Source organism: Alteromonas sp. KUL42 (assembly GCF_006538325.1).
Taxonomy (GTDB): domain Bacteria; phylum Pseudomonadota; class Gammaproteobacteria; order Enterobacterales; family Alteromonadaceae; genus Alteromonas.
The window spans coordinates 164752-187128 of the sequence record NZ_BJKK01000008.1; the positions used below are offsets into that span (position 1 = coordinate 164752).

The 22377-nt window shown below is 43.9% G+C and carries 15 protein-coding genes and 1 pseudogene; 9 read left to right on the plus strand and 7 right to left on the minus strand.

Annotated features, from left to right (window positions below):
- Positions 1 to 71: 71 nt before the first annotated feature.
- Both EYR97_RS12855 and EYR97_RS12860 read right to left on the minus strand, forming a co-directional pair.
- Complete coding sequence (locus EYR97_RS12855; RefSeq protein ID WP_131094196.1) at positions 72 to 1241, minus strand: isovaleryl-CoA dehydrogenase; 1170 nt, start codon at positions 1239 to 1241, stop codon at positions 72 to 74.
- Complete coding sequence (locus EYR97_RS12860; RefSeq protein ID WP_131094197.1) at positions 1238 to 1645, minus strand: MerR family DNA-binding transcriptional regulator; 408 nt, start codon at positions 1643 to 1645, stop codon at positions 1238 to 1240. The genes EYR97_RS12855 and EYR97_RS12860 overlap by 4 nt, the downstream gene beginning before the upstream one ends.
- 337 nt (positions 1646 to 1982) lie before the next feature.
- On the opposite strand from EYR97_RS12860, the gene EYR97_RS12865 reads away from it, so the two are divergent.
- The 4 genes from EYR97_RS12865 to EYR97_RS12880 all read left to right on the plus strand — a co-directional run bounded on the left by EYR97_RS12865 (position 1983) and on the right by EYR97_RS12880 (position 6957).
- Entirely contained in the window at positions 1983 to 3158 is a 1176-nt protein-coding gene (locus EYR97_RS12865) for a thiolase family protein (protein ID WP_131094198.1), read from the plus strand.
- Between the two features lie 100 nt (positions 3159 to 3258).
- Positions 3259 to 4248, plus strand: a complete 990-nt coding sequence (locus tag EYR97_RS12870; protein WP_131094199.1) for an alpha/beta hydrolase — start codon at positions 3259 to 3261, stop codon at positions 4246 to 4248.
- Entirely contained in the window at positions 4181 to 5416 is a 1236-nt protein-coding gene (kynU, locus tag EYR97_RS12875) for a kynureninase (protein WP_131094200.1), read from the plus strand. The genes EYR97_RS12870 and kynU overlap by 68 nt, the downstream gene beginning before the upstream one ends.
- A gap of 89 nt (positions 5417 to 5505) precedes the next feature.
- On the plus strand, positions 5506 to 6957 hold the full coding sequence (locus tag EYR97_RS12880) for a diguanylate cyclase (RefSeq protein ID WP_242635015.1): 1452 nt from the start codon (positions 5506 to 5508) through the stop codon (positions 6955 to 6957).
- 73 nt (positions 6958 to 7030) lie between these two features.
- Here the strand turns inward: EYR97_RS12880 and EYR97_RS12885 are convergent, their stop codons facing one another.
- Together EYR97_RS12885 and sbcB are read right to left on the minus strand one after the other, a co-directional pair.
- Positions 7031 to 8686, minus strand: a complete 1656-nt coding sequence (locus EYR97_RS12885) for a DUF342 domain-containing protein (RefSeq protein ID WP_131094201.1) — start codon at positions 8684 to 8686, stop codon at positions 7031 to 7033.
- A 145-nt stretch (positions 8687 to 8831) separates the two neighbouring features.
- Positions 8832 to 10262 (minus strand): exodeoxyribonuclease I, encoded by a 1431-nt coding sequence (sbcB, locus tag EYR97_RS12890; protein WP_131094202.1) that lies wholly within the window; start codon positions 10260 to 10262, stop codon positions 8832 to 8834.
- A gap of 417 nt (positions 10263 to 10679) precedes the next feature.
- Between sbcB and EYR97_RS12895 the strand changes: the two genes are divergently transcribed.
- Together EYR97_RS12895 and EYR97_RS12900 are read left to right on the plus strand one after the other, a co-directional pair.
- Positions 10680 to 11672: an isoaspartyl peptidase/L-asparaginase family protein gene (locus tag EYR97_RS12895; protein ID WP_242635019.1), complete on the plus strand. Its 993-nt coding sequence runs from the start codon at positions 10680 to 10682 to the stop codon at positions 11670 to 11672.
- Positions 11673 to 11829: 157 nt separating this feature from the next.
- Positions 11830 to 12249 carry a CBS domain-containing protein gene (locus EYR97_RS12900; RefSeq protein WP_131094203.1) on the plus strand — a complete coding sequence of 140 codons (420 nt, stop codon included), beginning with the start codon at positions 11830 to 11832 and terminating at the stop codon, positions 12247 to 12249.
- Positions 12250 to 12345: 96 nt separating this feature from the next.
- On the opposite strand, the gene EYR97_RS12905 is transcribed toward EYR97_RS12900, so the two are convergent.
- The 3 genes and pseudogenes from EYR97_RS12905 to EYR97_RS12915 all read right to left on the minus strand — a co-directional run bounded on the left by EYR97_RS12905 (position 12346) and on the right by EYR97_RS12915 (position 18426).
- The gene (locus tag EYR97_RS12905) at positions 12346 to 14520 is read right to left on the minus strand and encodes a phytase (protein ID WP_131094204.1); all 2175 of its coding nucleotides are present in this window, start codon (positions 14518 to 14520) and stop codon (positions 12346 to 12348) included.
- Positions 14520 to 15533, minus strand: coding sequence for a metallophosphoesterase (locus tag EYR97_RS12910; RefSeq protein ID WP_131094205.1), 1014 nt, complete (start codon positions 15531 to 15533; stop codon positions 14520 to 14522). The genes EYR97_RS12905 and EYR97_RS12910 overlap by 1 nt, the downstream gene beginning before the upstream one ends.
- Positions 15534 to 15721: 188 nt before the next feature.
- Positions 15722 to 18426 (minus strand): annotated as a pseudogene (locus EYR97_RS12915) (TonB-dependent receptor).
- Between the two features lie 340 nt (positions 18427 to 18766).
- On the opposite strand from EYR97_RS12915, the gene EYR97_RS12920 reads away from it, so the two are divergent.
- From EYR97_RS12920 to EYR97_RS12930, 3 genes are read left to right on the plus strand one after another with little or no spacing between them, the layout of a single operon-like run.
- Entirely contained in the window at positions 18767 to 19678 is a 912-nt protein-coding gene (locus tag EYR97_RS12920; RefSeq protein ID WP_131094206.1) for a GGDEF domain-containing protein, read from the plus strand.
- The gene (locus EYR97_RS12925) at positions 19675 to 20847 is read left to right on the plus strand and encodes a helix-turn-helix domain-containing protein (RefSeq protein ID WP_131094207.1); all 1173 of its coding nucleotides are present in this window, start codon (positions 19675 to 19677) and stop codon (positions 20845 to 20847) included. Before EYR97_RS12920 ends, EYR97_RS12925 begins: the two co-directional genes overlap by 4 nt.
- A gap of 44 nt (positions 20848 to 20891) precedes the next feature.
- The gene (locus tag EYR97_RS12930; protein ID WP_258313225.1) at positions 20892 to 22292 is read left to right on the plus strand and encodes a Na+/H+ antiporter NhaC family protein; all 1401 of its coding nucleotides are present in this window, start codon (positions 20892 to 20894) and stop codon (positions 22290 to 22292) included.
- Positions 22293 to 22377 lie beyond the last annotated feature (85 nt).

Consider the following 22377-nt stretch of genomic DNA (forward strand, 5'->3'; position numbering starts at 1 on the left):
TTGTGTGACAGCCTCTTGTGAAAGAGGCTGTATTGTCGTTGGGTACTTATGTTTTTAATTTAACTGGCGCGTTATTTGGATTCGTTAAACAGCTCGCGGCCAATCAACATTCTGCGAATTTCTGACGTACCTGCACCAATCTCGTACAATTTTGCGTCGCGCAGTAAGCGTCCTGTTGGGTATTCATTAATATAGCCATTTCCGCCTAGCAGCTGGATAGCATCAAGGGCCATTTTAGTGGCGAGTTCAGCAGAATACAGGATTGCACCCGCGGCATCTTTGCGGGTTGTTTCTCCGCGATCACACGATTGTGCTACAGCGTAAACATAAGCACGTGCCGCATTCATCTGGGTGTACATATCAGCCACTTTGCCTTGTACCAATTGGAATTGACCAATTGACTGACCAAACTGTTCACGGTCGTGAATGTAAGGAACAACCACATCCATACAGGCTTGCATGATACCTAGAGGACCACCAGATAATACTAGGCGTTCGTAATCTAGGCCGCTCATTAGTACGCGTACACCTTCGCCTTCCTGACCAATTACGTTTTCAGCAGGGACTTCACAGTCTTCAAAAACGAGTTCACAGGTATTTGATGAGCGCATGCCAAGTTTGTCGAGCTTTTGTGCACGGCTAAATCCAGGGAAATCTCGCTCAACGATAAACGCAGTAATGCCACGTGGGCCCGCGCTTGGATCTGTTTTGGCATAAATAACAAATGTATGCGCATCTGGACCGTTAGTGATCCACATCTTATTACCGTTAAGGATGTATTTGTCGCCGCGCTTTTCCGCTTTTAATTTCATGCTTACGACATCAGAACCTGCATTTGGCTCACTCATGGCCAGTGCGCCAATGTGTTCACCAGATACTAACTTTGGTAGGTATTTTTCACGCTGCGCGTCATTTCCGTTCTTAAAAATTTGGTTTACACACAAGTTGGAGTGAGCACCATAACTTAAACCGATCCCCGCTGATGCACGGCTAACTTCTTCCATTGCGATAGTATGGGCGAGGTATCCCATATCTGAGCCGCCATATTGCTCTGAAACTGTTACACCTAATAGCCCCATTTCACCTAGTTTTGGCCAAAGTGCATTGGGAAATTGGTTATCCGCGTCGGCTTTTTCAGCTAAAGGCGCAATTTCATTTTGGGCAAATTGGTACACTTGGTCACGTAGCATATCGATGTCTTCGCCAAGGCCAAAGTTTAATGTAGGGTATGTGGTATTCATGCAATTTTTCCTCGTTTGAGTTCTGCGAGTTCTTCGCGGCAACGTGCTTCTACGTCATCAAGCTCAGTCATTAGCATTTGAATGTCTTCTAATTGTTGACGTAGTACAGCACGTTTTTGCTCAGTCATTTCAAGCATGGCTTCTAACTGAACAGCTGAATTGGGGTTACTGTCGTACATGTCGAACAAGGTTTTTACTTCAGCCAAAGAGAAGCCTAAGCGTTTACCACGCAAAATGAGCTTTAAGCGCACTCTGTCTTTGTTTAAATAAACGCGGTTTTGACCAGTACGAGAAGGCGACATTAATCCTTGCTCTTCGTAAAAACGAATAGAGCGGGGGGTAATATCAAATTCCCGAGCCAGCTCACCAATGGCGAAAGTTGTTTCGTCGTCGTAATTGTTCATTACACGTACCTTTTATAAAGCGCTTGCTAGCCACCTCTTACTAACGAGGTGGGAGTTGTAATTAGGGTTAACTGCGTCAAACGTAGCACTATCGTGTTATTCAATATCAGTGTTTGCTCACGCTACACTGATACGTAGTGTTTTGTTGACACGTTTCACGTACAGGTTTACGTTAACGTTAATTACAATTTACGTTAAGGTAAAGTAACATTTTACTAACGTCAATTTTTCATGGTGTCAAAGGCCAGTTGATACCGAGAAGAGTGTTTAGTTTTGTATACAATTAACCGGTAAATGCCGGCTAATTGTTTGATATTGAAAGTTAAAGGACACGAATATGAGTAATGAATCGGTTGTAATCGTCGCGGCAAAGCGCACACCAATGGGCGGTTTTAACGGCAGTTTGTCTGATATGTCGGCAACGGACTTAGGTCAAGTAGCGATAAAAGCCGCCTGTGAAGATTTTGATGTTTCTAATATTGACGAAGTTATCATGGGCTGCGTGTTGCCTGCTGGACTTGGTCAATCTCCTGCTAGGCAAGCGGCTCTTGGCGCTGGTCTTCCACTAGGAGCGGGCGTAACCACCATCAACAAGGTATGCGGCTCAGGCCTAAAAGCGGTTATGCTTGCCCACGATTTAATTAAAGCGGGCAGTGCAGAAGTAGTTGTTGCTGGTGGTATGGAGAGCATGAGCAATGCGCCTTATATGCTACCAAAAGCACGTACAGGATACCGTATGGGTCACGGTCAGGTACTTGACCACATGATGCTAGACGGCCTAGAAAACGCTTACGACGGCAAAGCAATGGGCTGTTTTGCTCAGGATACGGCGGACGAAGAAAATATTTCGCGCGGTGAGATGGATGAGTTTGCACTAAGTTCGTTATCAAAAGCACACGAAGCCATTAACAACGGAACGTTTAGCGATGAAATCGTTCCTGTTACGGTTTCTACACGTAAAGGCGATATCGTGGTTGATACCGATGAGGGCCCAGGTTCTGCGCGTCCTGAAAAAATTCCTTCACTTCGACCAGCATTCAAAAAAGATGGAACAGTAACAGCGGCGAACTCAAGCTCAATCTCTGACGGTGCTGCCGCATTAGTGGTAATGAGCGAAAGCAAAGCAAACGAACTTGGCGCTAAACCGCTAGCGCGTGTCGTAGCGCATGCAACGCATTCAATTGAGCCAGAAAACTTCACAGTTGCACCGGTGGGGGCAATGGAAAAAGTACTGGAAAAGGCCGGCTGGCAAAAAGAGGATGTAGACCTTTTCGAAATTAACGAAGCATTTGCAATGGTAACCATGTTAGCCATTAAAAAGTTAGGCCTTGATGCATCAAAAGTTAATGTGAAAGGTGGTGCATGTGCACTGGGTCACCCAATCGGTGCATCTGGTGCGCGTATTTTGGTTACTTTACTTCACGCACTTAAACAACAGGGCGGCAAAAAAGGTATTGCTTCACTGTGTATCGGTGGCGGTGAAGGCGTCGCGCTTGCGGTAGAAATGTTATAATTGCAAGTTAACGTATTGTGCGTTTATCTAGATAAACCGTTGAAGTAGCACCTATTTAGGTGCTACTTTGGTTTTCTAACTTTAAAAATAAATTATTCGAATGATGAGACGTACATCTCACAAAGTATTTTTAATTTCTGTTCTTCTTTCAGTTACCGCACTAGTCGGATTTGGGACTGGAAACACTAATATAGCTAGCGCTAACACAGCAAGCGCCTCGATAACCCCATCACTGATGTCTCAAGTGCCATACAGTGCTTTAAAAACGCTTCCAACCAGCGCATATAATGAACGGTTTTCTTATGGTGCAACGCCTCTCAAAATTGTTGAAGTGTGGCACAGCCAACAGGCACAGACGGAATTTGCTAAAACAGCAATTATTTTTGTGCATGGAGGGTGCTGGCTAAATGCTTATGATCTATCTCATGCATATGGTTTTTACAATGCGCTGGCCCAGCAGGGTATTGGGGTATTTGCTTTAGAATATCGACGCGCTGGTGATGAAGGCGGGGGCTGGCCAGGCAGTTTAGATGATGTAAAGCAAGGTATTAGTGATGTTTTAGCCCGTGTTAACACTGATGAACGTTACAACAAAGTATATGTTGTGGGTCATTCTGCCGGTGGACATTTAGCGTTATTGGCAACACAAACCTTCAGCAAATCAGCGGAAGATTTCAAAAAGTTGAAGGGGGTTATTGGTCTTGCGGCTATAACCGATATTACACGTTACGCAGAAGGTACCAATTCTTGTCAGTCGGCCACAACACAATTTATGAATGGTACAGCGCAAGCACTACCAAAAGCTTATCAAGACGCAACACCAACGCAAATGCGCAATGGCGTGCCTGTTTTGCTGATGCATGGTGATGATGATCACATCGTTCCTTTGCACCACGCTTCGCATTTTGACGAGGGTAAAATTGTGATTGCCAAAGGTGGGCACTTTGATTGGCTTCACCCAGAGTCAGCGTCTTTTCATGCACTGCTTGATGTTTTAAAAAAGAGAGTCACTTTAGAGAACAATAATGAATACTGTATATACCCCGCAAGAATTGGACGACAAAGACCCATTAAAAGCAAAGATCAGTGAGTTTTCATTACCAGATAACACGATTTACCTTGACGGCAACTCGTTAGGGCCACTACCTACATGTGCCGAAAAACGCGCCAGTGAAGTGGTTTGCAATCAATGGGGGCAAGACCTCATCACAAGCTGGAACAAACATAAGTGGATTTCTTTGCCCCAAACAGTGGGCAATAAAATAGGTAAATTAATTGGCGCGAATGAAGGTCAAGTAGTGTGCTGTGACTCTATTTCTGTCAACCTATTCAAGGTATTAAGTGCAGCTATCAAAATGCATCCAGAGCGAAAGGTGATAGCGACTACACAAGATAACTTCCCTACCGATATCTATATGGTGCAGGGGCTACTGAGCCTACTGGGCGACGAATATTCATTGCGTTTTATCGAGGAAGATAAAATAGAAACGTCGCTGACCGATGACATTGCGGTACTTATGCTTACTCAGGTTAATTTTAGGTCGGGCAAAAAGCTTGATATGTCAGGCATTACCTCACTTGCCCATGAAAAAGGTATTTTAACATTGTGGGATTTGGCTCACAGCGCGGGCGCCTTCCCGGTTGCTCTTGATGAATGTAACGTAGATTTCGCCGTTGGCTGTACCTATAAATACCTTAACGGGGGACCAGGCGCCCCGGCATTCATCTACGTGGCAGAACGTCATCAAGCAGATTATCAGCAACCCTTGTCGGGATGGATGGGGCATAATGCACCTTTTGATTTTGTGCCTGACTATGTGCCCGCTGCCAATGTGCAACAGAACTTGTGCGGTACGCCAGGTATTATAGGCATGAGTATATTAGACGCATCATTGAGTATTTTTGACGATGTGTCTTTAAAAGCAATTGATGATAAGTCTAAAAAGCTTCAGGCGTATTTTGTGTCGGAACTACAACATGCTAATTTACTCGACCTGTTTGACGTTATCAGCCCAGCGATTCAAGAGCGAGGAAGTCAAATAGCACTGGCGCACGATGATGCTTATGCCATATGCCAAGCGTGGATAGAAGCAGGGGTTATTGCTGATTTTAGGGCGCCTAATGTTCTTCGTGTGGGAATTGCTCCTTTGTATTTACGCTTTGAAGATATCTCAAATGCGGTACGTAAACTCAAAGTCATAATGACTGAAAATGTGTTTAAAGAGGTTCGTTTTCAAAGCAAGCACTCGGTAACATAAATACCGAATTTTAATTGAAAAAATTGCAATTTACATAGTTAAGTTTGATACTCTGAGAATGTCTTATTAGTAGTACAAGATGTAGGTGAGTGGTTGAAGCGAAAAAAAAACGTAATAACCTAAGCAGAGTGATAAACAGTGTACTTTGTTACGTACTGTTGTTTTTTGCCACCTATTCACTTTGTGAAACGACAGAACCAAAAGAAACGATATCTTCTGAAGTTACTTATTGTGTTGATCCCAATTGGGCTCCTTATGAAGCCATTAAAAATGGTAGCCATGTTGGAATTTCCGCCCAATATCTGCAAATTATATCCGAGCTTTCTGGTTTGCAGTTTACACTCGTGCCTACAGATTCATGGCAACAGAGCCTAGCCTATGTTCAACAGGGGAAGTGTCAAGTGCTCCCCATGCTCAATACATCTGACTATCGCAAACAATTCTTAGATTTTAGCTTACCTTATTTTGAAGCGCCTAACGTGTTGGTTGCCAAGTCCGGCATGCCTATGCTGCAAGGTTATGGTGGGATTGGCAATCGTACCGTAGGTGTGGTGCAAGGGTATCGTCAGGTCGAATATATCGCACGACACTATCCTAATTTGCGGCTTAAATTGGTAGCCTCAGAAGAAGATGGGCTTAAAAAGCTCATGAAGGGCGAGTTTGATGTCATGGTTGGCTCGATAATGAGTATTAACTTGCACATCAATAATCTTAAATTCAAAGACTTGGTAATAGTGGGTTATGCAGAGCCCTATGATTCATTGGCATTCGGTGTAAATAAGTCGTTTGGGCATCTAGTAGAAAAACTAAATTACGCGATTGATAAGATCCCAGAAAGCCGAAAGGTTGAAATATATAAACAGTGGAACAACGTGCAAATCCATTATAAGCGTGATTACACCGTCATGCTTTTATCAACGGCTATAGTGGTAATATTGATGCTATGGGCCATTATGTGTAGGCGTTATAGCAAACGTTTTAATCGCATCGTTGAACAGAAAAATGAAGAGATTGCAGCGTTACAGGCGACGCTTTTGGACAGAAATAAAACGCTCACTTTTTTGTCGGCACATGATACGGTAACCGGGCTTTACAACAGAAATCACATGCTTCAACGCGCCGAAGAGGAAATATCTCGTTTTCATCGCTTTCACACCACTGCATCGTTAATTGTTATTGAACTTATTTCAATTGAAAACAACGATCAAGTGCCAGACAACCTTATGAGGGAAGAGGCGCTGAAAACCGTTGCCGCAAGTTGTTTAAACACAGTGCGTGAAGTAGATGTGGTATCGCGATTTAGCGGTGAACAGTTCATTATTTTATGCCCACAAACTGAGCTTGATCCGGCGAAAAATCTTGCGCAAAGGTTATTGGAATGCATGGTAGGTAATCAAGCCCTAAGAATGAATTTCAACATAGCAATGGGGCTGTCTGAGCTAAAGGAATCTGAGCAGTTTTCGGAGTGGTTTGAGCGCACGCAAAAGGCACTCTATCAATCGAAACGACAAGGCTACGGGACGGTTTCAATAGCAGAATAAGCTTTGTAAAACGGGAAAGGGCGGTAGTGCGTTATTGAGACCGCTTTTTCGCCCTTTGAGGTTGGTTTTTTATTTAAACAATCGGATCGTAGTGCCACTGGTGTGAATCATAATGAATAAGCGCGCGATCATACTCTCTTTCTGAACGCCAGTTTCTATTGTTTAACTTTACAGAAACCCCCGGATAGAGGCGTTTGTTCGCAATGAGTTTTATTTCAGATTGATAATTTTCTTTGGCTAATTTAACGTCATTAGCCTTACTTTCGATCCACTCTAACAATGCACTCTCGTTGTTAAATAGTTCTAGTGCTTCATCTAACTTTTTCTTAAGCTCTTTCGGCACTTTTTTATTTTGCAGTAAGTTAATTTTTTCTTTGTGCTTTAAGTTGTTTTCTCGAATTTGCTTAAGTAAATCGTCAATGGCATCCTTGCGTTCAAGTAGTAAATTAAAGCCTGGGCTGAAATCAACCTTTAATGTACTGCCAGACACTGCGCCTAATGTACCGGCTTCTATTTTCTCTTGGCTGACAATATCACAAGCAAACAAGTTACCCATTGGTTTATCGATTTGACCCACAATAACGGCACCGCCACAGCGTAATTTACTGTACGCGAGTTGGCGTCCAACCGTGATATTCCCATTACACTGAATTTCGATGCCTTGACCATGTTGTACGTGAACACTACCAGCTGCTACCAACTTGCATTGAAACTCACCTTCGTTGTCGTTAACCTTACCCATTGCACCTTCAGTTATGATAATGTCGCCACCTGATTCGATATAAGCTGACTCTACAAATCCATTGATGGTTACGTCACCGGCTGCTTTAATTTGCATTTTTTCAGTGACATCACCATTAACTAACACTGCCCCTTCATAGGTGACATGGCCAGAGCCTACATTGACGCCAGTACATATAAAGGTGTCATCAACTGTCATGGTTTGGTCGCGATATTTAGGCATACCCGAAATGGCAGACATCAGTAAGTTTGGATCATTGTCAGATAAAACGGTACCACCGCCCATCTTGAAGTTAACCCAGTCACCACCAGAGGCAGCAATAACATTACCTTTAACATCAAAGCCACTGCGCCCTTTGCTCGGCTGCGTTCTGCGTAACACTGGTGTGTTTACTTTAACGCAGATCACTTCACCAAGGTTGCGCATATCTACTCGCTCCCCCTTGCTGTTTTGAGGTTTTAAAACACGCTCAAGTGCATTGGGTACAAGAGGGACAAATTTAGAATTTCTGCCATTTCTGGCAGGAAGGCCTTTGGCCACTGTTTCTTCAATAATCGAACCGGGTGGTAGGGTTTTCGCTCTTTCAAGCAGGGATTTGATGCGTTTAGTACCTAAACCCCGTTGTATTTTATTTTTTCGAGCAAGCGAGGTAATGGCAGATACTGAAGGGTACTTACCGCCATAAGGGGTGGTAAGGACAACATTGGCTTGCATAGCGTCTTCTGGGATACGAAATTCAACTTCGGCATTTTTGCGTTCGCCGATGCGTTCAGTAATTTCTGTACCGTCACCGGTTTTAAAATAATGATTCGCAGTATCGCACGCAGATTTTAACGCTTTTTCGGACACGTAAAGTTTTTTAGTTTCACCTGTCGCTAGTTGTTCTTTTAGCTCTCTAATATCCACTTCTGAGCTGAATTCAGCCGGTTTAAGCGTCAAATCAATGTAAGTTCTTGACTCATCGAAACTAATTGTTACGCCATTCATAACATCTATTTTCCTCGCGCACGTTTGCTTTTTATTATCGGCGGCATCTATCAATTACTTGACCTTGTTCACATTTTTATTTGCAAGTTATCGACCGATTGAAACTGCGATACTGCTTCTAATTTATGCCGATAGACCTCGCGCGTCAAAGGTTTTCGGCGTATTGGTACAGGGCTCTCAATATGGCTTGTTTTTCCGGGTTGTCTTGATGGTCGTGGGCAAGTTGCTCCAACTTCATCATATAACTATCAAGGGTGATCGAGCCGTGAAAGTCAGGGTCAGTAAGACGCGCTTGGCGATGGTGCTGCCAGCGGGTCATTTCATCGGCCGTCAGCGTGTTGGGAAAGTTACGCGCTCGGTAGCGAAATAATTGGCGTTTAAGCCCTAGATGTTGGGTGTTGTCTGCCAGTGATGCTAGTTTATCAGGTGATGCTTGGATAACTTGCTCGCACCAACGCTTGTCCTCATCGTTGAGAAAACCACCACTGTAAAGCGCATGGTCTACGTCAACATCATCGTTATGACTGTCTAATTGATACAACTGCGTAAGTTTTTGCGCCAAACCGGTTGCACTAGTTAGCTTTCGATAGTTATCAAGGCAGCGCTCTCTGTTTAACCCTAATCGCGCGGCATTTTCTTCGGTCATGGCTTTTGCTGTGGTAATGAATGGCGAGCGATTAGCGTGAATGAGTTTAATACCTGGTCGTTCAAGTGGAGAGTCAAAAACATCGCTTGGGGCATACAGGGCGTCGCGAATATCCTCTGGGCTGTTATTGAGTAGTGCATCTATGTCGTGCGATAAATCAATAGCAATAAAGGCGTTGTTGTTAGTGGGATGTTTGGCAATGGGCATAACCCACGTACAACAGCCTTGTGCTGCAGGCAGCTTTGAAGAAATGTGAAGTAAAACACTTGGTTTACTTACATCAATTTGTTGAAAAATATTGTGTTTACTGCGCAATGAATAAGCATAGTCAAACAGGCGGGGTTGCTTTTCTTTTATCAATTTTGCTAAAGCAATAGTGGCATATACATCGCTTAATGCATCATGGGCATTTTCGTGACCAATATTGTTTGCTGCGGCTAGTGCTTCTAGCTTAAAACTGGGCGCGCCATCTTCTCGTGTGGGCCAATTAATTCCTTCTGGGCGTAGGGCATAGCACGCTCGGGCTAGGTCGATAATGTCCCAACGACTGTTGCCGTTACGCCATTCTCTTGAATAAGGGTCATAAAAATTTCGATAAAAAAGAAAGCGAGATACTTCGTCGTCAAAGCGAATACTATTGAAGCCAACACTACAGGTATTAGGAACCGACATTTCTTTAAAGATACGTGCCGCGAAATCTGCTTCATTCGAACCATCTCGCAACGTTTGTTGTGGTGTGATCCCCGTGACTAAGCAGGCTTCAGGGTGGGGCAAATAATCATTGGCAATAGCGCTCATTATGTTGATTGGTTTGCCAATAATATTCAAATCGAGATCCGTTCTAATTGCCGCAAATTGGCAGGGTAGGTCTTTTTGTGGACTTGTGCCAAACGTCTCAAAATCGTGCCAAAGAAATGTAGGTGTTTGCATAACCACCGAAGTTAGAAAATAAATGATGTGGACAAGTCTACACTGCGAAATTTTGAATACCAAATCTGGTGTGTTTAGTGACCTTATTACCGGATGACCCGTTCGGTACGCTTTTTGTTCATTTACAAGCGTGTTTAAGTTAATGAGTGAGGCGTGCGACTAGATTTTTCCAAATAAGTACCGAGTTAAGCAGTATGTGCCAGCGCGTCAAACACATGATAGTCTTTAACAGAGCGTGTTGACCTTTGCTGCTAAAACCTACCGCAAAGGTCAACACGCTCCAGTATAAGACCTAATTACGTGCAAAATAATAATAACTGTCTGGAGGATCCTATCGTGTTGTCATTTCCCCGTTTTTTACGAAATCAAAAATCGCAAAGCCAAATTCAACGCAGAGCTTTAGGTGCTGTGGTAACTATCGCGGTACTTTTTCTAGTCAACAACGCATTTGCGGCAGAATCTTCACAATCTGACGCAAAAGTAGCCATAGCGATTCACGGTGGCGCAGGCACAATTTTGAAATCGTCAATGACGCCTGAAAAGGAAGCTGCGTATAAAGACAAACTCCGCGAAGCCGTCACTCACGGGTATTCCTTGTTAAAAAGTGGCGCTAAAGGAGAAGATGCGGTGGTAGAAACTATCAAAATACTAGAGCTATCCCCCCTTTTCAATGCTGGCATTGGCGCCGTTTACACCTATGAGGGTGAACATGAGCTTGATGCCTCTATTATGCATGGTGGCAGTAAAAATGCTGGCGCGGTTGCCGGTATTAAAACCATTAAAAGCCCGATTGAAGCGGCCCGTTTGGTTATGAATGACTCACCTCATGTGATGCTATCGGGTAAAGGTGCTGAAGCGTTCGCTATTGAAAGCGGTTTGGAGCAAGTGGATAACCACATATTTGATACCGAATTTCGCAAACAAGCCCTCGACAAAGCAAAAGCCAGAATGGCGCAAGCATCCGCAGGTTATGGCACGCAGCAAGGCAATGAGCGTTTTGGTACCGTGGGTGCTGTGGTATTAGACAGCGAAGGAAATATTGTTGCTGGTACTTCAACGGGTGGAATGACGGCTAAGCGCTATGGTCGAATAGGTGATTCACCGGTGATTGGTGCGGGTACTTATGCTGATAATGACAGTTGTGCAGTATCTGCCACGGGCCACGGTGAATTCTTTATTCGTTACAATGTTGCTGCTGATATTTGTGCGCGAATGAAGTATCAAGGCCTAAGCTTATCAGATGCCGCAAATGTGGTGGTTAATGATGTGCTTGTAGAAGCAAAAGGTGATGGCGGTGTTATAGCCATTGACAATAAAGGCAATATTGCCATGCCGTTTAATTCAAAGGGTATGTATCGAGCAAGTATCGATACCGCAGGTAAGGTTACTGTCGCAATCTATCAAGATTGATGTAATTTTAATGTTAAAAAATTGGCTTGGGTTTATTTCTCCGTCTAGTCTTAATGGTGTAGGGAGTACTTACACTTCATTAAAATAATTAGCGTATCGTCTTGCTCAAATAGTGCTTGTACTGGCCGTTTTTGAGCAAAGCGATGGGGGAAAATAAATGGAATCGTTGCAAGTTAGTGATTATATGAATACTCACCCTGTGAAGCTTCATATTGATATGCCCGTTGCTGAAGCGGTAGAAGCGCTATTGGTTAGTCAGCAAAGCGGTGGTCCGGTACTTGATGCAAAAGGAAAAGTGGTTGGCTTTTTGTCTGAAAGAGACTGTATTGCGCAAATGATTGCGTCTAGCTACTACCGAGAACAAATATGCCGGGTAGGGGAAATTATGAAAACTCCAGTGGTATCGGTTAAGCCGTACACGTCGGTACTAGAGCTTGCTGAATTGCTATTGAAGGAAAAACCCCGGGTTTACCCCGTTGTCGATGATGATGGTAATTTACTGGGTTGTATTAATCGCACAGCAGTATTGCGTGCTATTGATGTTCAGTTGAACGATGGATATCGACAAGCGGGCTAAGTGAAAGTAAAAACGAGGCAAAAAAGACGAGGTAGCAAATATGAGACATAGCGACGCCTCGTCTATTTTATGCTTTTAGTTGCAGTTTTTTAAGCGTTACTTTTGCAGTAACGCTCTAATTGCCGATGACAATTGATTTCCAGAAACTAGCTTAAAGTTTTGTGTTTCACTTGGCATAACATTTCTTCCGTCTTGTATTACCCATACGCCTTCGCTAAAGACACCACCTAAGTTTGCGTTGGTCGCTTCTAAACCGTCAGTTTCAGAAACGCCGTCAATACCAGCAGCGAAGTTCGCTTCAATTTGAATTAGACCAATATATTCAAGTTCGGGAGTTTCTGTCTGTGATGTCCTGTAAACGGCATAAGCGTTATTGCCTTGGCTCGATGCAATGAGATATTGCACATTATCAACTTTGAATAAGGCAAGCCCTTCTATATCTGCTTCAACAGGTTCTGAAATGGGCATTAAAAATTGGGGTTGTGTCGTATGTGTACTAACATCCAACACCCATATGCCTGCGCCTTCTTCACCCAAATAAGCTATATTATTTTCCCCATCAATTACGCAGCCCTCAGGTTGAGAGGGCAACGAAAATGCTTGCACAAGCTCGCCTGACACCTGATGGTCTTTGTCAAAAGAAAGGGTATGTCGCTCGTAACGGCCACTCGTGTCATTGGCTAGAACATGCGCTACCCCTTTATCTACAAATAAACACATACCATAAATATCGTTGAGTGTTGTATTTACATCCACCAAATGAGCTAGCGTGCCCTCATGTGAAACACTCAGCACAGACAAACTGTTGTTAGTGCGATTAGAAGCAACAGCAATATCGCTAGTGCCGATAACTTTGCCTATGTCTCCTTGCTCTTCTGTGCGCGAAGGTATGCTAACTGCGTACCCAACATCAACGTTATTGACTCGGCCAATAGGTAGCGACTGAACCAGAGTGCCATTCAAATTATAGCTATTAAGCGCTCCTTTTTTATCAGTACCAATGACTACGCTATTTTCCGGTGACACCGCGTTTACCCAGATAGCAGGGTCGTCTGCTGCATCCCCCGCATGGGCAACTGGCTGTGTTTCGACATCGGCAGTAACAGCAACAAGGGCTGTGTCTGACGGTGCTATTTCAGGTACCGCTTTCGATGCTGTTTCTGGTTCAGAGTTAGCCGAATTTGTAGCCTCGCAATGATGGGGAAATTGGTTCATTGGCACTTCTGCAACAAAGATATTGTCAGAATCATCATCGTCAACGCGAACTGTTAAAATGGATGCTTGTGCATTGTCTTTTTGACTATTTAACCGCGCTTGCGATAGGGGCTGTAATAGAGGTTGTGATATAGATAGCGAAAGTGTTTCTGGCTTAATAGAAGTTTCTGCGCCGCCGTTACGATAAGTAAGGTCAATGGTGTACTCACCACAACGATTTTTAAGCCAGATACCACTGTGGTCAGGGCTGACCCAACCAACCAGTGCGTTGCCTATTGCTGAGGTCGTCGCTGACGACAGCACGCTCACGCCTTCTATGGCTAATTCGCTGTCATGAAAAATGAGTTCTCGGCTAAGCTCACTTTCCATGTCTGTATTCATTTTCCAAACACCGGCAAACTCGTCCGCCAGATAAAGCGCATTTTGTTGGGTGTCAATGGCGCAACTCTTAATGCCGGGGCCAATGGCAAATTGTCGAAGAGGAATAAACTTTTTATCAGTTACGAGAAACTGATGTAATTCGCCGTTTGCATCGATATTAACAAGCTCTGTATTCTCAACTTCAGTGCCGCCTAACGTTGTTGCGTTTGCACAAATTGCTTCAGAGCCTGACATTGGCACCAAAAATTCGGTTACAACCTCTAACGTAGTTGGCTCAAGGTGAAGTGCAACAATTTCTTGAGTATTGTTATCGAAATATGTCATCACTAGTGTGGGTTCTTTTTGCAAGCTATCGTTGTTGATATTGGCGCCTGCAAGGGCAAAGTTTCCCGCACGTTGCCACTGTTTTCCTTGTGAGTTATTGACTGTTATTCCATTGAGTTCATTTACGCTCACCTGAATCCGCTGCTGGTGTTGATGCTTATCGATATAGTGAATAGTGTCGACCATTTCTTTCCCATCAATGGTCAGTGGAACTGTGTCAGAATTAGCCGCATACGCTTCAATGTCTGGTCCGGATGGCGCCGCAAATAACATTCCCGACTGAGAAATTGCCCACATAGCCGATGTAGCAAGGAATAGACTGTGTTTTCTAGTACGTGGATGTGTGGACATTACTTTTGCTCCTTGCGTTTTTCTTTTGTTTCTTCTCTTTCTGCAAATGCTTTTCGATTTAGTTGGGCGTTGTTGGCTTTGTTAGCGCTGTTAGCGTTAAGGGCATGGTGGTAGATAACTTCACCTTGATGATCGATGAAATTTAATGCCATTTTTTGATCATTAAGGCTTACTGCGACAAAGCCCCCTGTGGATTTTGCAAACTGGGTGAACGGATAGCGACCTACAGGACGCACTTCAGAACCGCCACCTGACACAATGTGAACCAGTCTTTGTCCATCAATTTGATTGTGCTGCAAGTCGTGCTCATGGCCCGCAATATAAACGTCAACATTGTGTTTCGTTAAAATTGGCTCTAAGACATCTTTAATTGCATCTGTCTTACCGTAGCGTTTTCCGCTTGAGTACAACGGGTGGTGGCCAATCACAATTTTCCATGTGTGTTGAGACTGGGACAATGTTTGCTCTAGCCAGTTAAGCTGCTTTTTTGTGCCTTGAGAAAAAGCGGCTTGATACTTGTCTGAGTGGGCATAGTCTGGGTTTAGGGGCGACGTATCTATAAAAACAATTAACGCCGTTGCACCGCCTTCAAGGGTAAGTGTTTTACTGTAATAAAGGGCAGGCATCTGCCAGCGACGACTTTTTTGACTATAGTCAATTTGCGCCTGCCAATTACCTCGGTAGTCGTGGTTTCCTAGTACCGGGTGCCAATCGATAAACAAATAAGGCTGATGGTATACCGATTCAAATGACGATATCCAAAAAGGGTCATCAACGGACGCTACGCCATTGTCGTAGAAGTTATCACCGGTAGTGGCAATAAACTCTGCATCCAGCTGATAGCTGGCGATATCTAACCACTTGGCAACGTCTCTTTGATAGAAATGACCATTGCGGCCCCAGTCACCTAAGGCTAGAAACGTTGTTGCCTTGTCAGGAACAGACAAATGGTTAATTGCAGTTTGCGCATAATACTCATGTGAGTTTGATGACGTTGTTTGCGTTTGTGACATCGCGCCAAAAGAAAGCAAACTTAGGGCTAGGACTATTACCCTAGCGCAAGTTTGTATGTGGCTTTTAAACCGGAAAGGAAAAGCGTGCATGTAATATTTCTCAACAAGCGGTGTAGTAGGGCGTAATCAACAAGCGTTACCCTGTCAAAAAAGCCCTAAACACCTAATTAAAGTAATGCGAAGTGCGTTTAGTTAAGCTGCCAAGTGAAACCTAGTTCGAAAGTACGTCCGTAAGACTCGTACTGCGCATTGCGATTTCGGGTATCGAAGTAGTTATAAAATGGTCTATCGCCAAGGTTTACACCATTGAAATACACTTGCATGCTGTCATTGATGTAGTAGCGGGCCATAAAGTCTACTTGCACATGGTCATCTTCAAAGCGCAGCATGTCGCCGTCTAACTCTTCAAAGTTCTCACTTTTGTATGTGGTCGCTAAACGCACACTGAAATCATTAGCTTCGTAACCAACAGTTAGGTTACCAATGCGATCGGATTGGTTTGGCAGTTGAGTTTCAAACTTTTCGCCATCCAAGAAGGTGGTTGCTTCCGAGTCAGTAAAAGTGGCATTCGCAGAAACAATAAAGCCGTTGTTAAATGCTTTTACCCACGACAATTCTACCCCTGTTAAATCGGCCGATTCACCATTGATAGGTTGTACTACCTCGTCGAAGCCTTCCCAACCCGTGGTGCCAGCAACATCGGCGTATACCACAAAGTTATCGATATTTTTGTAGAATAAGCCGGCAGATAACACACCGATATCACCGGGGTAGTACTCTACCGATACATCGATGTTTTGCGCTTCATAAGGCTGTAGTGAAGGGTTGCCTACTTCAGCTTCGCGCTCGGTAACAAATTCACCATCATCTTCTTCTGTTTTACTTTCTATAATTTGAAAAGCAGCAACATCTTCAAACTTTGGACGGGAGATAGTTTGCGTATAAGCTGCGCGAAATTGTAGCTTGTCAGATACCGTGTAGCGCGCGTTGATGCTAGGTAACCAGTGGTCGTAGTCGCGCTCTGTTTGCCACGGGGTATTTACTACCTCTTCAACGTCAGTTTGTTCGTTCTCAACTAATTCAACGCGCATGCCTGATGTTGAAAAATCGGTGCGTTCATATCGAACACCGGCGACTAAGTGAAGTTTATTGATATCAACACTACCCATGATGTACGCGGCGAAAATATCCTCTTCGTTCACATAGGTGGCACCGCGAGACTCAACTTCTGAATTCAACTCGTCTAACTCTAGTGTATTGCGGTTGTCGTTAAAATAGTCACGCATAGCGCTACGGCCAAGACCTGGGCCGAAGTTACCCAGTGAATAATCTGGGCTTGTGGTCGCGAATTGTTGCGGGTTTATACCATCGAAATCACCATCGAAGATGGCCATTTTGCTGTCGCGGTCTTTCTCTCGACTGCGGTATTTGGTACCAATTTTCAATTCGCCAATATAGCCACTTAAATTGAGTGGACGAGAGAAATCTAACTTAACACTGGTTTCGGTATCTTTGGTGTAGTTGTCTTCAAAACTAATTTCGTCAACTTCATAAGTGCTAAGATCCATCGCATCGGCATCTTGCGTAACGGTTGGACGTTTAGTGTCTAAGTCTGAAGCAATACTGGCATTGTCTGTTTTGAACACGTAATACAGTGCATCTGGCTCATCTTCATCTGATTTGGCGTAGCCTAATTGCCAGTTGGCTTGCCATGTTGACAGTTGATGTTCACCGCCTAACGCGACAGTGAAAATACTTTGGCTTTCGTAGCGATCTTTACTTTCTTTTTCAATTTCAGAGTCCTCACCGTCAAAGGTGAAAATATTTGCCTGACGGTATTCGGTATCTGAAAACTCACTGTACAAGGTACGAAGGAAAAACTGATTATTAAAATCGGGGCGAAAGTCTATATTAACGGCACTGCCTAAGCGTTCTCGATTAATGGTGTAGTGACGTTGCTCAAGCTCGTCATCACCATTGCTTTCGACATTGTCTGAACCAAAGTCTCGGTCAAAATAGGAGAGGGCAGCAGCAATACCCCATTCAGGGGACAGCTTTTTAGTGAAGGTGCCCGATACTTTAGGGCTAGTTTCATCACGTAAATCATTTTGGCTAGCCTGAACAGTAACACTTGCTGTGTCACGCTGTTTATCAAACGCGCTAACACTTTTAACGGCCACTGAACCACCAATGGCATCGCCATCCATGTCGGGTGTTACAGATTTTGATACTTCTAAGGTTTGAATCAGCTCTGAAGGAATAACATCCAGTGCCACTGAGCGCACACCCGACTCAGGAGAAGGGATGTTTAAACCATTGATAGTAACGTTATTCAAATTCGGATCGATACCGCGAATACCGACAAAGCGACCTTCACCTTGGTCTCGTTCAATGGATAAACCGGGTAAACGCTGTAGTGATTCTGCCGCGTTTTGGTCGGGAAACTGACCAATAGCATCAGCAGAAACAATGGATGAAATGCGATCTGATACCCGTTGTTGGTTGATGGCACTGGCTTGGCCACTGCGCTGTCCACGAACTAGGATCTCATCAATGGTATCTCCTTTACCCATAACCACTTCAGCGCGAGCAATATCATTGTCGTTCACCACAATGGTTTGAACGACAGTATCTTCACCTAAGTATGAAATTTCCAATGTGTAGGTGCCAGGCGCAATAGATGGAAAACGGAAACGTCCATCTCGTGCGGCTTCAGTCACGAGGTTTAGTTCTTTTATTTTATTTCTGCCCCAGCATAACTGCGTGCTTTCGCTTCGTCCTTAACTGAACCAATAATAACCCCATCTGCCGCAATCGCCGCTGGGGCTACGCTTAAACCCATTGCAGTCACACAGGCTAGCGCAAGTGTTGAGTATGCAGTTTTCATCTTCATTTTCATCCTAATAGCTTAAATTATAAGTGTGTTGTCCAAGTGCGCACTTACCCTAAAAAGCCTGCATGACACTTATATGACGCTTTGGTAATGAAACTGGTGAACACGATTGAATATTTCTAAAAGTGAGAATGAGTGAGCTAATTTGACCCTTCTGTAGGGCTTTGATTTTTCGTGATATTTTTTCTTTTTTAGGGTTTTAAGATTATCTTTGCCATCGTTTTGTCACATTGTTGAGCCAAACTGACCCTCGACAGCGCGCTTAACTTTGGGCAAGACTCGTCGCAGTTTATGTCATAGGCACACTGTTTTGTGTCTTAAGATCAATGAAGAGATAGTTATGTTTACCCTTACCCAAACGACTCAATTTAAGAACCATAGAATAGGTCTACTCTTTACGTTGGGCGTTGTAGTCGTCACGACATTTATCGCCTTGTTTTTTGGCGAGGCAAAACCTGTGGACATCATTTCAGGCTCAGATATTGTGGGTGAGGGGAGTATTGTGCTGCTTACGCTTGCATGGATGGTCGCCGCAATGGCAAGTCGTCCACCGGGAAAAGTAACACGCTTGCTTATTGTGGGTCTTGGGTTCTTTCTGTTTTCAGTATCGTTGGACTTACTTGATGAGTTTATGACTTATCCTGATTCAGCGTATTGGATAACAATGATTGAATCGTACCCTGCTGCTATCGGTATGGTTATTATGACTGGAGCGCTTTATCAGTGGCATCTCGAACAGCGAGCGCTCAATTTACAACTCAGGCGTCGCGAGTGGGACTATCGCGATCACGATGAAATAGATGCTATTACGCAACTTTATCGCGCGACCTATTGGCAAAGACAAATAGAGGCGTTACAAAAATCGGATACGGCTTTGGTTATTGCCGTTATCGACATAGATGACTTTGCCATGTTCAATCAGCGTTATGGCAGAGCTGAAGGTGACCGATATTTACAGGAAGTAGCACAACTTATCGTCATGAACTTACGCAGTCATGATCTTGCCTGTCGTTACGCCGGAGATCGTTTTGCCATTTTATTACCAGGCGTCACAGTGGCTCAAGCAAATGCCATGATAGAAGAGTTGAAAACAAGCATTGCTAATGTGGCTTTTCGTCATGGCAATAGTGCATCTGCCATTTATACCTCAGCACGCAGTGGTTTGTTGCCCTTGCACCCTAATGACAGTGTTCACCGTGTCTTGTCGACGCTGCTAGTGAAACTTGATAACACACAACATTACGCAGCATGAACGCGTTAAGCGCATTGAGTACTACCAACTTTGTTGAGCAATCTGCGCAGCCTGCTAGCGAGGTGTTGGCAGGTGAAGAGCGAGTGAGCTCGTCGACACAGTACAAATTCACGTCATTGCAAACAGCACGTAACTATGTAAATACCGAACAGCTTGATGGCAGTCAGGTTTACAATCCACAGGACAAAGTCATTGCTGGTTTTTGGTTGGTAACAGCAGCAATTGAGGTCGCGCTACCACGGGGCGCAAATATTCACAAACTACTGCGTGGTACGGGAATTTTTGAGGACGCTATTACCCATGATTTGATGATAAGTATCAATCAATACAATGCACTTCTGACTAACGTACAAGCGCAAACTAAAGGCAATGATGTTGGGTTTCTTCTCGGTAGCGCCCTTGCTACGACTTGGAAAACAAGCCCGTTGTTTGCCCTTAGTTCGTTTGAAAATACCAGTGACATCATCCATGCGCTTATGTGTGAACAAAGCTTTCGATGGTGCATCGCCCCCCTTGTTTATAATCGACAATATGAATTGGATGAGCACCTTCTTTGGGTCCCCGAAGCAACCATACACAACGAAAAACTTAAGGTCTTTGTAATTGAAATTTTCTTCTCATGCCTATTTTCATTGTTAAAGCAAGTAACGGGGCAGAGAGTACCATTGGCGTTTACCTTCAATGCTAGCCGCCCTCGCAATATTGCCGATTTTGAAACTCATCTTGGGCTGAGAATATCTTTTAATCAGCCTGTAACTGGGATTTGGCTTAATAAAGCCTACCTTGCTAGTGTTTCAGATGTACTAGTTGATAAACAAATATCAACCCATAAACAGACATCGACGTTGGGGCAAGGCATGTCGTTAACAGATTTTGTGCGTAACAACGTTTTCTCAAACGTCAATTGTGGGCTTGCAGATATAGCAGATTACTTAGGTGTAAGCACTGCAACATTGAAAAGAAAACTCAAAGAGCACGGTACGAATTACCGGCTGTTGTCTGAAGAAGTGATGCGCAATAAAGCAATTGTGTTACTTTCCTTGCAAAAACTGACCAACGAACAAGCGAGTGCGCAAATGGACATGTCTGACTTACCTAACTTTCGACGTACAATTAAAAGGTTAACCGGCAAAACACCCAGTGAACTCAGAACCATAAGTAACTGCTAATTTACTTTGCATTACCTGTAAAACCTTTTATCCTTTCCAGCTTTATCTTTGGCGTCGTTGTTTTTATTGTCGCCATGAAATCATTTGAGCGGCCGTCGAAAAGAGAGTATTCAGTGCACCAAAACAATCCTATTGCACCTAACCCCATTGGGCTTACGCCTATTTTACTGTTTGTTGTACTTGTTGTGGTAACCGGTATTACCACTAATGACATTACGGCAATGCCTATTCTTGTGGCTTTTTTCATCAGTGCGGGGTATGGGTTGTGTTTAAACCCCAAAGGCAAAAAAGTGAGCTTTTCTGAAAAAGTACAAACTTTTTGCAAAGGGGGAGGTGACAAGAACATTATATTACTGGTGCTTATTTTCCTTTTAGCGGGAGCGTTTTATGCCGTGACCATTGATATTGGTGCGCGCGATGCCACGGTCAATATGGCCTTACAGTTTGTTCCTTCATCACTGATTTTACCCGGCCTATTTCTTATTTGCTGTTTCATTTCATTTTCAATGGGAACCTCAATGGGAACCATTACCGCACTTTCGCCTATTGGTGCGGGGCTTGCTACCAGTTTAGGGTTACCCGTTGAAATGGCGCTGGGCATTGTAGTGGGTGGTGCTATGTTCGGTGATAACTTGTCATTTGTGTCTGACACCACCATTGCTGCAACGCGCACACAAGGTGTTCAACTTAAAGATAAGTTTCGCGCAAACCTTATGGTTGCTCTACCCGCATGTATTGTCACCATGGGGCTGCTACTTTTAATTGATGTAGATACCTCGGGCATTATTGAAGGCAGTGATTACGATTTTTGGCGCATTTTGCCCTATCTGTGCATCATTGGGTTTGCACTTACTGGGTTTAATGTCATTAGTGTACTGGCTGTCGGTATTGCAAGTGCATGTTTGGTAGGTTTGCTACAAGGTAGCTTCACGCCCTTATCTATGATGCAAAGTATTCAAAAAGGCATGGGATGGATGCAAGACCTTGCGATGATAGCTATTACCATTGGTGGTATTGTGGCACTGATGCATGCCAATGGCGGCATCACCTGGCTAATTCAGCGTTTAACTCGTAAAGTCACAACCAAAAAAGGCGCTGAGTTCAGTATTGCTGGGCTAGTGAGCTTTCTTGATATCACCACTGCTAATAATACAATTGCTATTGTTACAGCGGGTCCAATTGCGAAAGATTTGAATGACAAATACGGAGTAGATCCTCGTCGCACAGCATCGCTGCTTGATATCTTTTCGTGCAGTTTTCAAGGCTTAGTGCCCTATGGTGCACAGTTACTAAGCGCTGCGGCCGTGGTGGGTATATCACCATTGGCGATTACGCCGTATTGCTGGTACCCCATGTTAATTTTTGTATTTGGTATTGCCGCCATATTTTTCGGTTTCCCTCGATTTAATGACCCTCAAGACGACGAGCTAAGCACAGCGTCTTAACAGGCTCTAGTTGTTCTGGACTAGCTTTTTTAGGCGGTATCTTCTAGGATCACCGCCCGAATCTTATTGTTGTTTTGAATTTTGT

Bases quoted from the DNA above. Each gene is read 5' to 3' on its own strand.
- EYR97_RS12910 (WP_131094205.1), bottom strand. From the start codon at position 15,533: ATGTCACAAACGCAAACAACGTCATCAAACTCACATGAGTATTATGCG.
- EYR97_RS12855 (WP_131094196.1), bottom strand. From the start codon at position 1,241: ATGAATACCACATACCCTACATTAAACTTTGGCCTTGGCGAAGACATC.
- EYR97_RS12900 (WP_131094203.1), top strand. From the start codon at position 11,830: ATGGAATCGTTGCAAGTTAGTGATTATATGAATACTCACCCTGTGAAG.
- EYR97_RS12860 (WP_131094197.1), bottom strand. From the start codon at position 1,645: ATGAACAATTACGACGACGAAACAACTTTCGCCATTGGTGAGCTGGCT.
- EYR97_RS12865 (WP_131094198.1), top strand. From the start codon at position 1,983: ATGAGTAATGAATCGGTTGTAATCGTCGCGGCAAAGCGCACACCAATG.
- EYR97_RS12870 (WP_131094199.1), top strand. From the start codon at position 3,259: ATGATGAGACGTACATCTCACAAAGTATTTTTAATTTCTGTTCTTCTT.
- EYR97_RS12925 (WP_131094207.1), top strand. From the start codon at position 19,675: ATGAACGCGTTAAGCGCATTGAGTACTACCAACTTTGTTGAGCAATCT.
- sbcB (WP_131094202.1), bottom strand. From the start codon at position 10,262: ATGCAAACACCTACATTTCTTTGGCACGATTTTGAGACGTTTGGCACA.
- EYR97_RS12920 (WP_131094206.1), top strand. From the start codon at position 18,767: ATGTTTACCCTTACCCAAACGACTCAATTTAAGAACCATAGAATAGGT.
- EYR97_RS12885 (WP_131094201.1), bottom strand. From the start codon at position 8,686: ATGAATGGCGTAACAATTAGTTTCGATGAGTCAAGAACTTACATTGAT.
- EYR97_RS12905 (WP_131094204.1), bottom strand. From the start codon at position 14,520: ATGTCCACACATCCACGTACTAGAAAACACAGTCTATTCCTTGCTACA.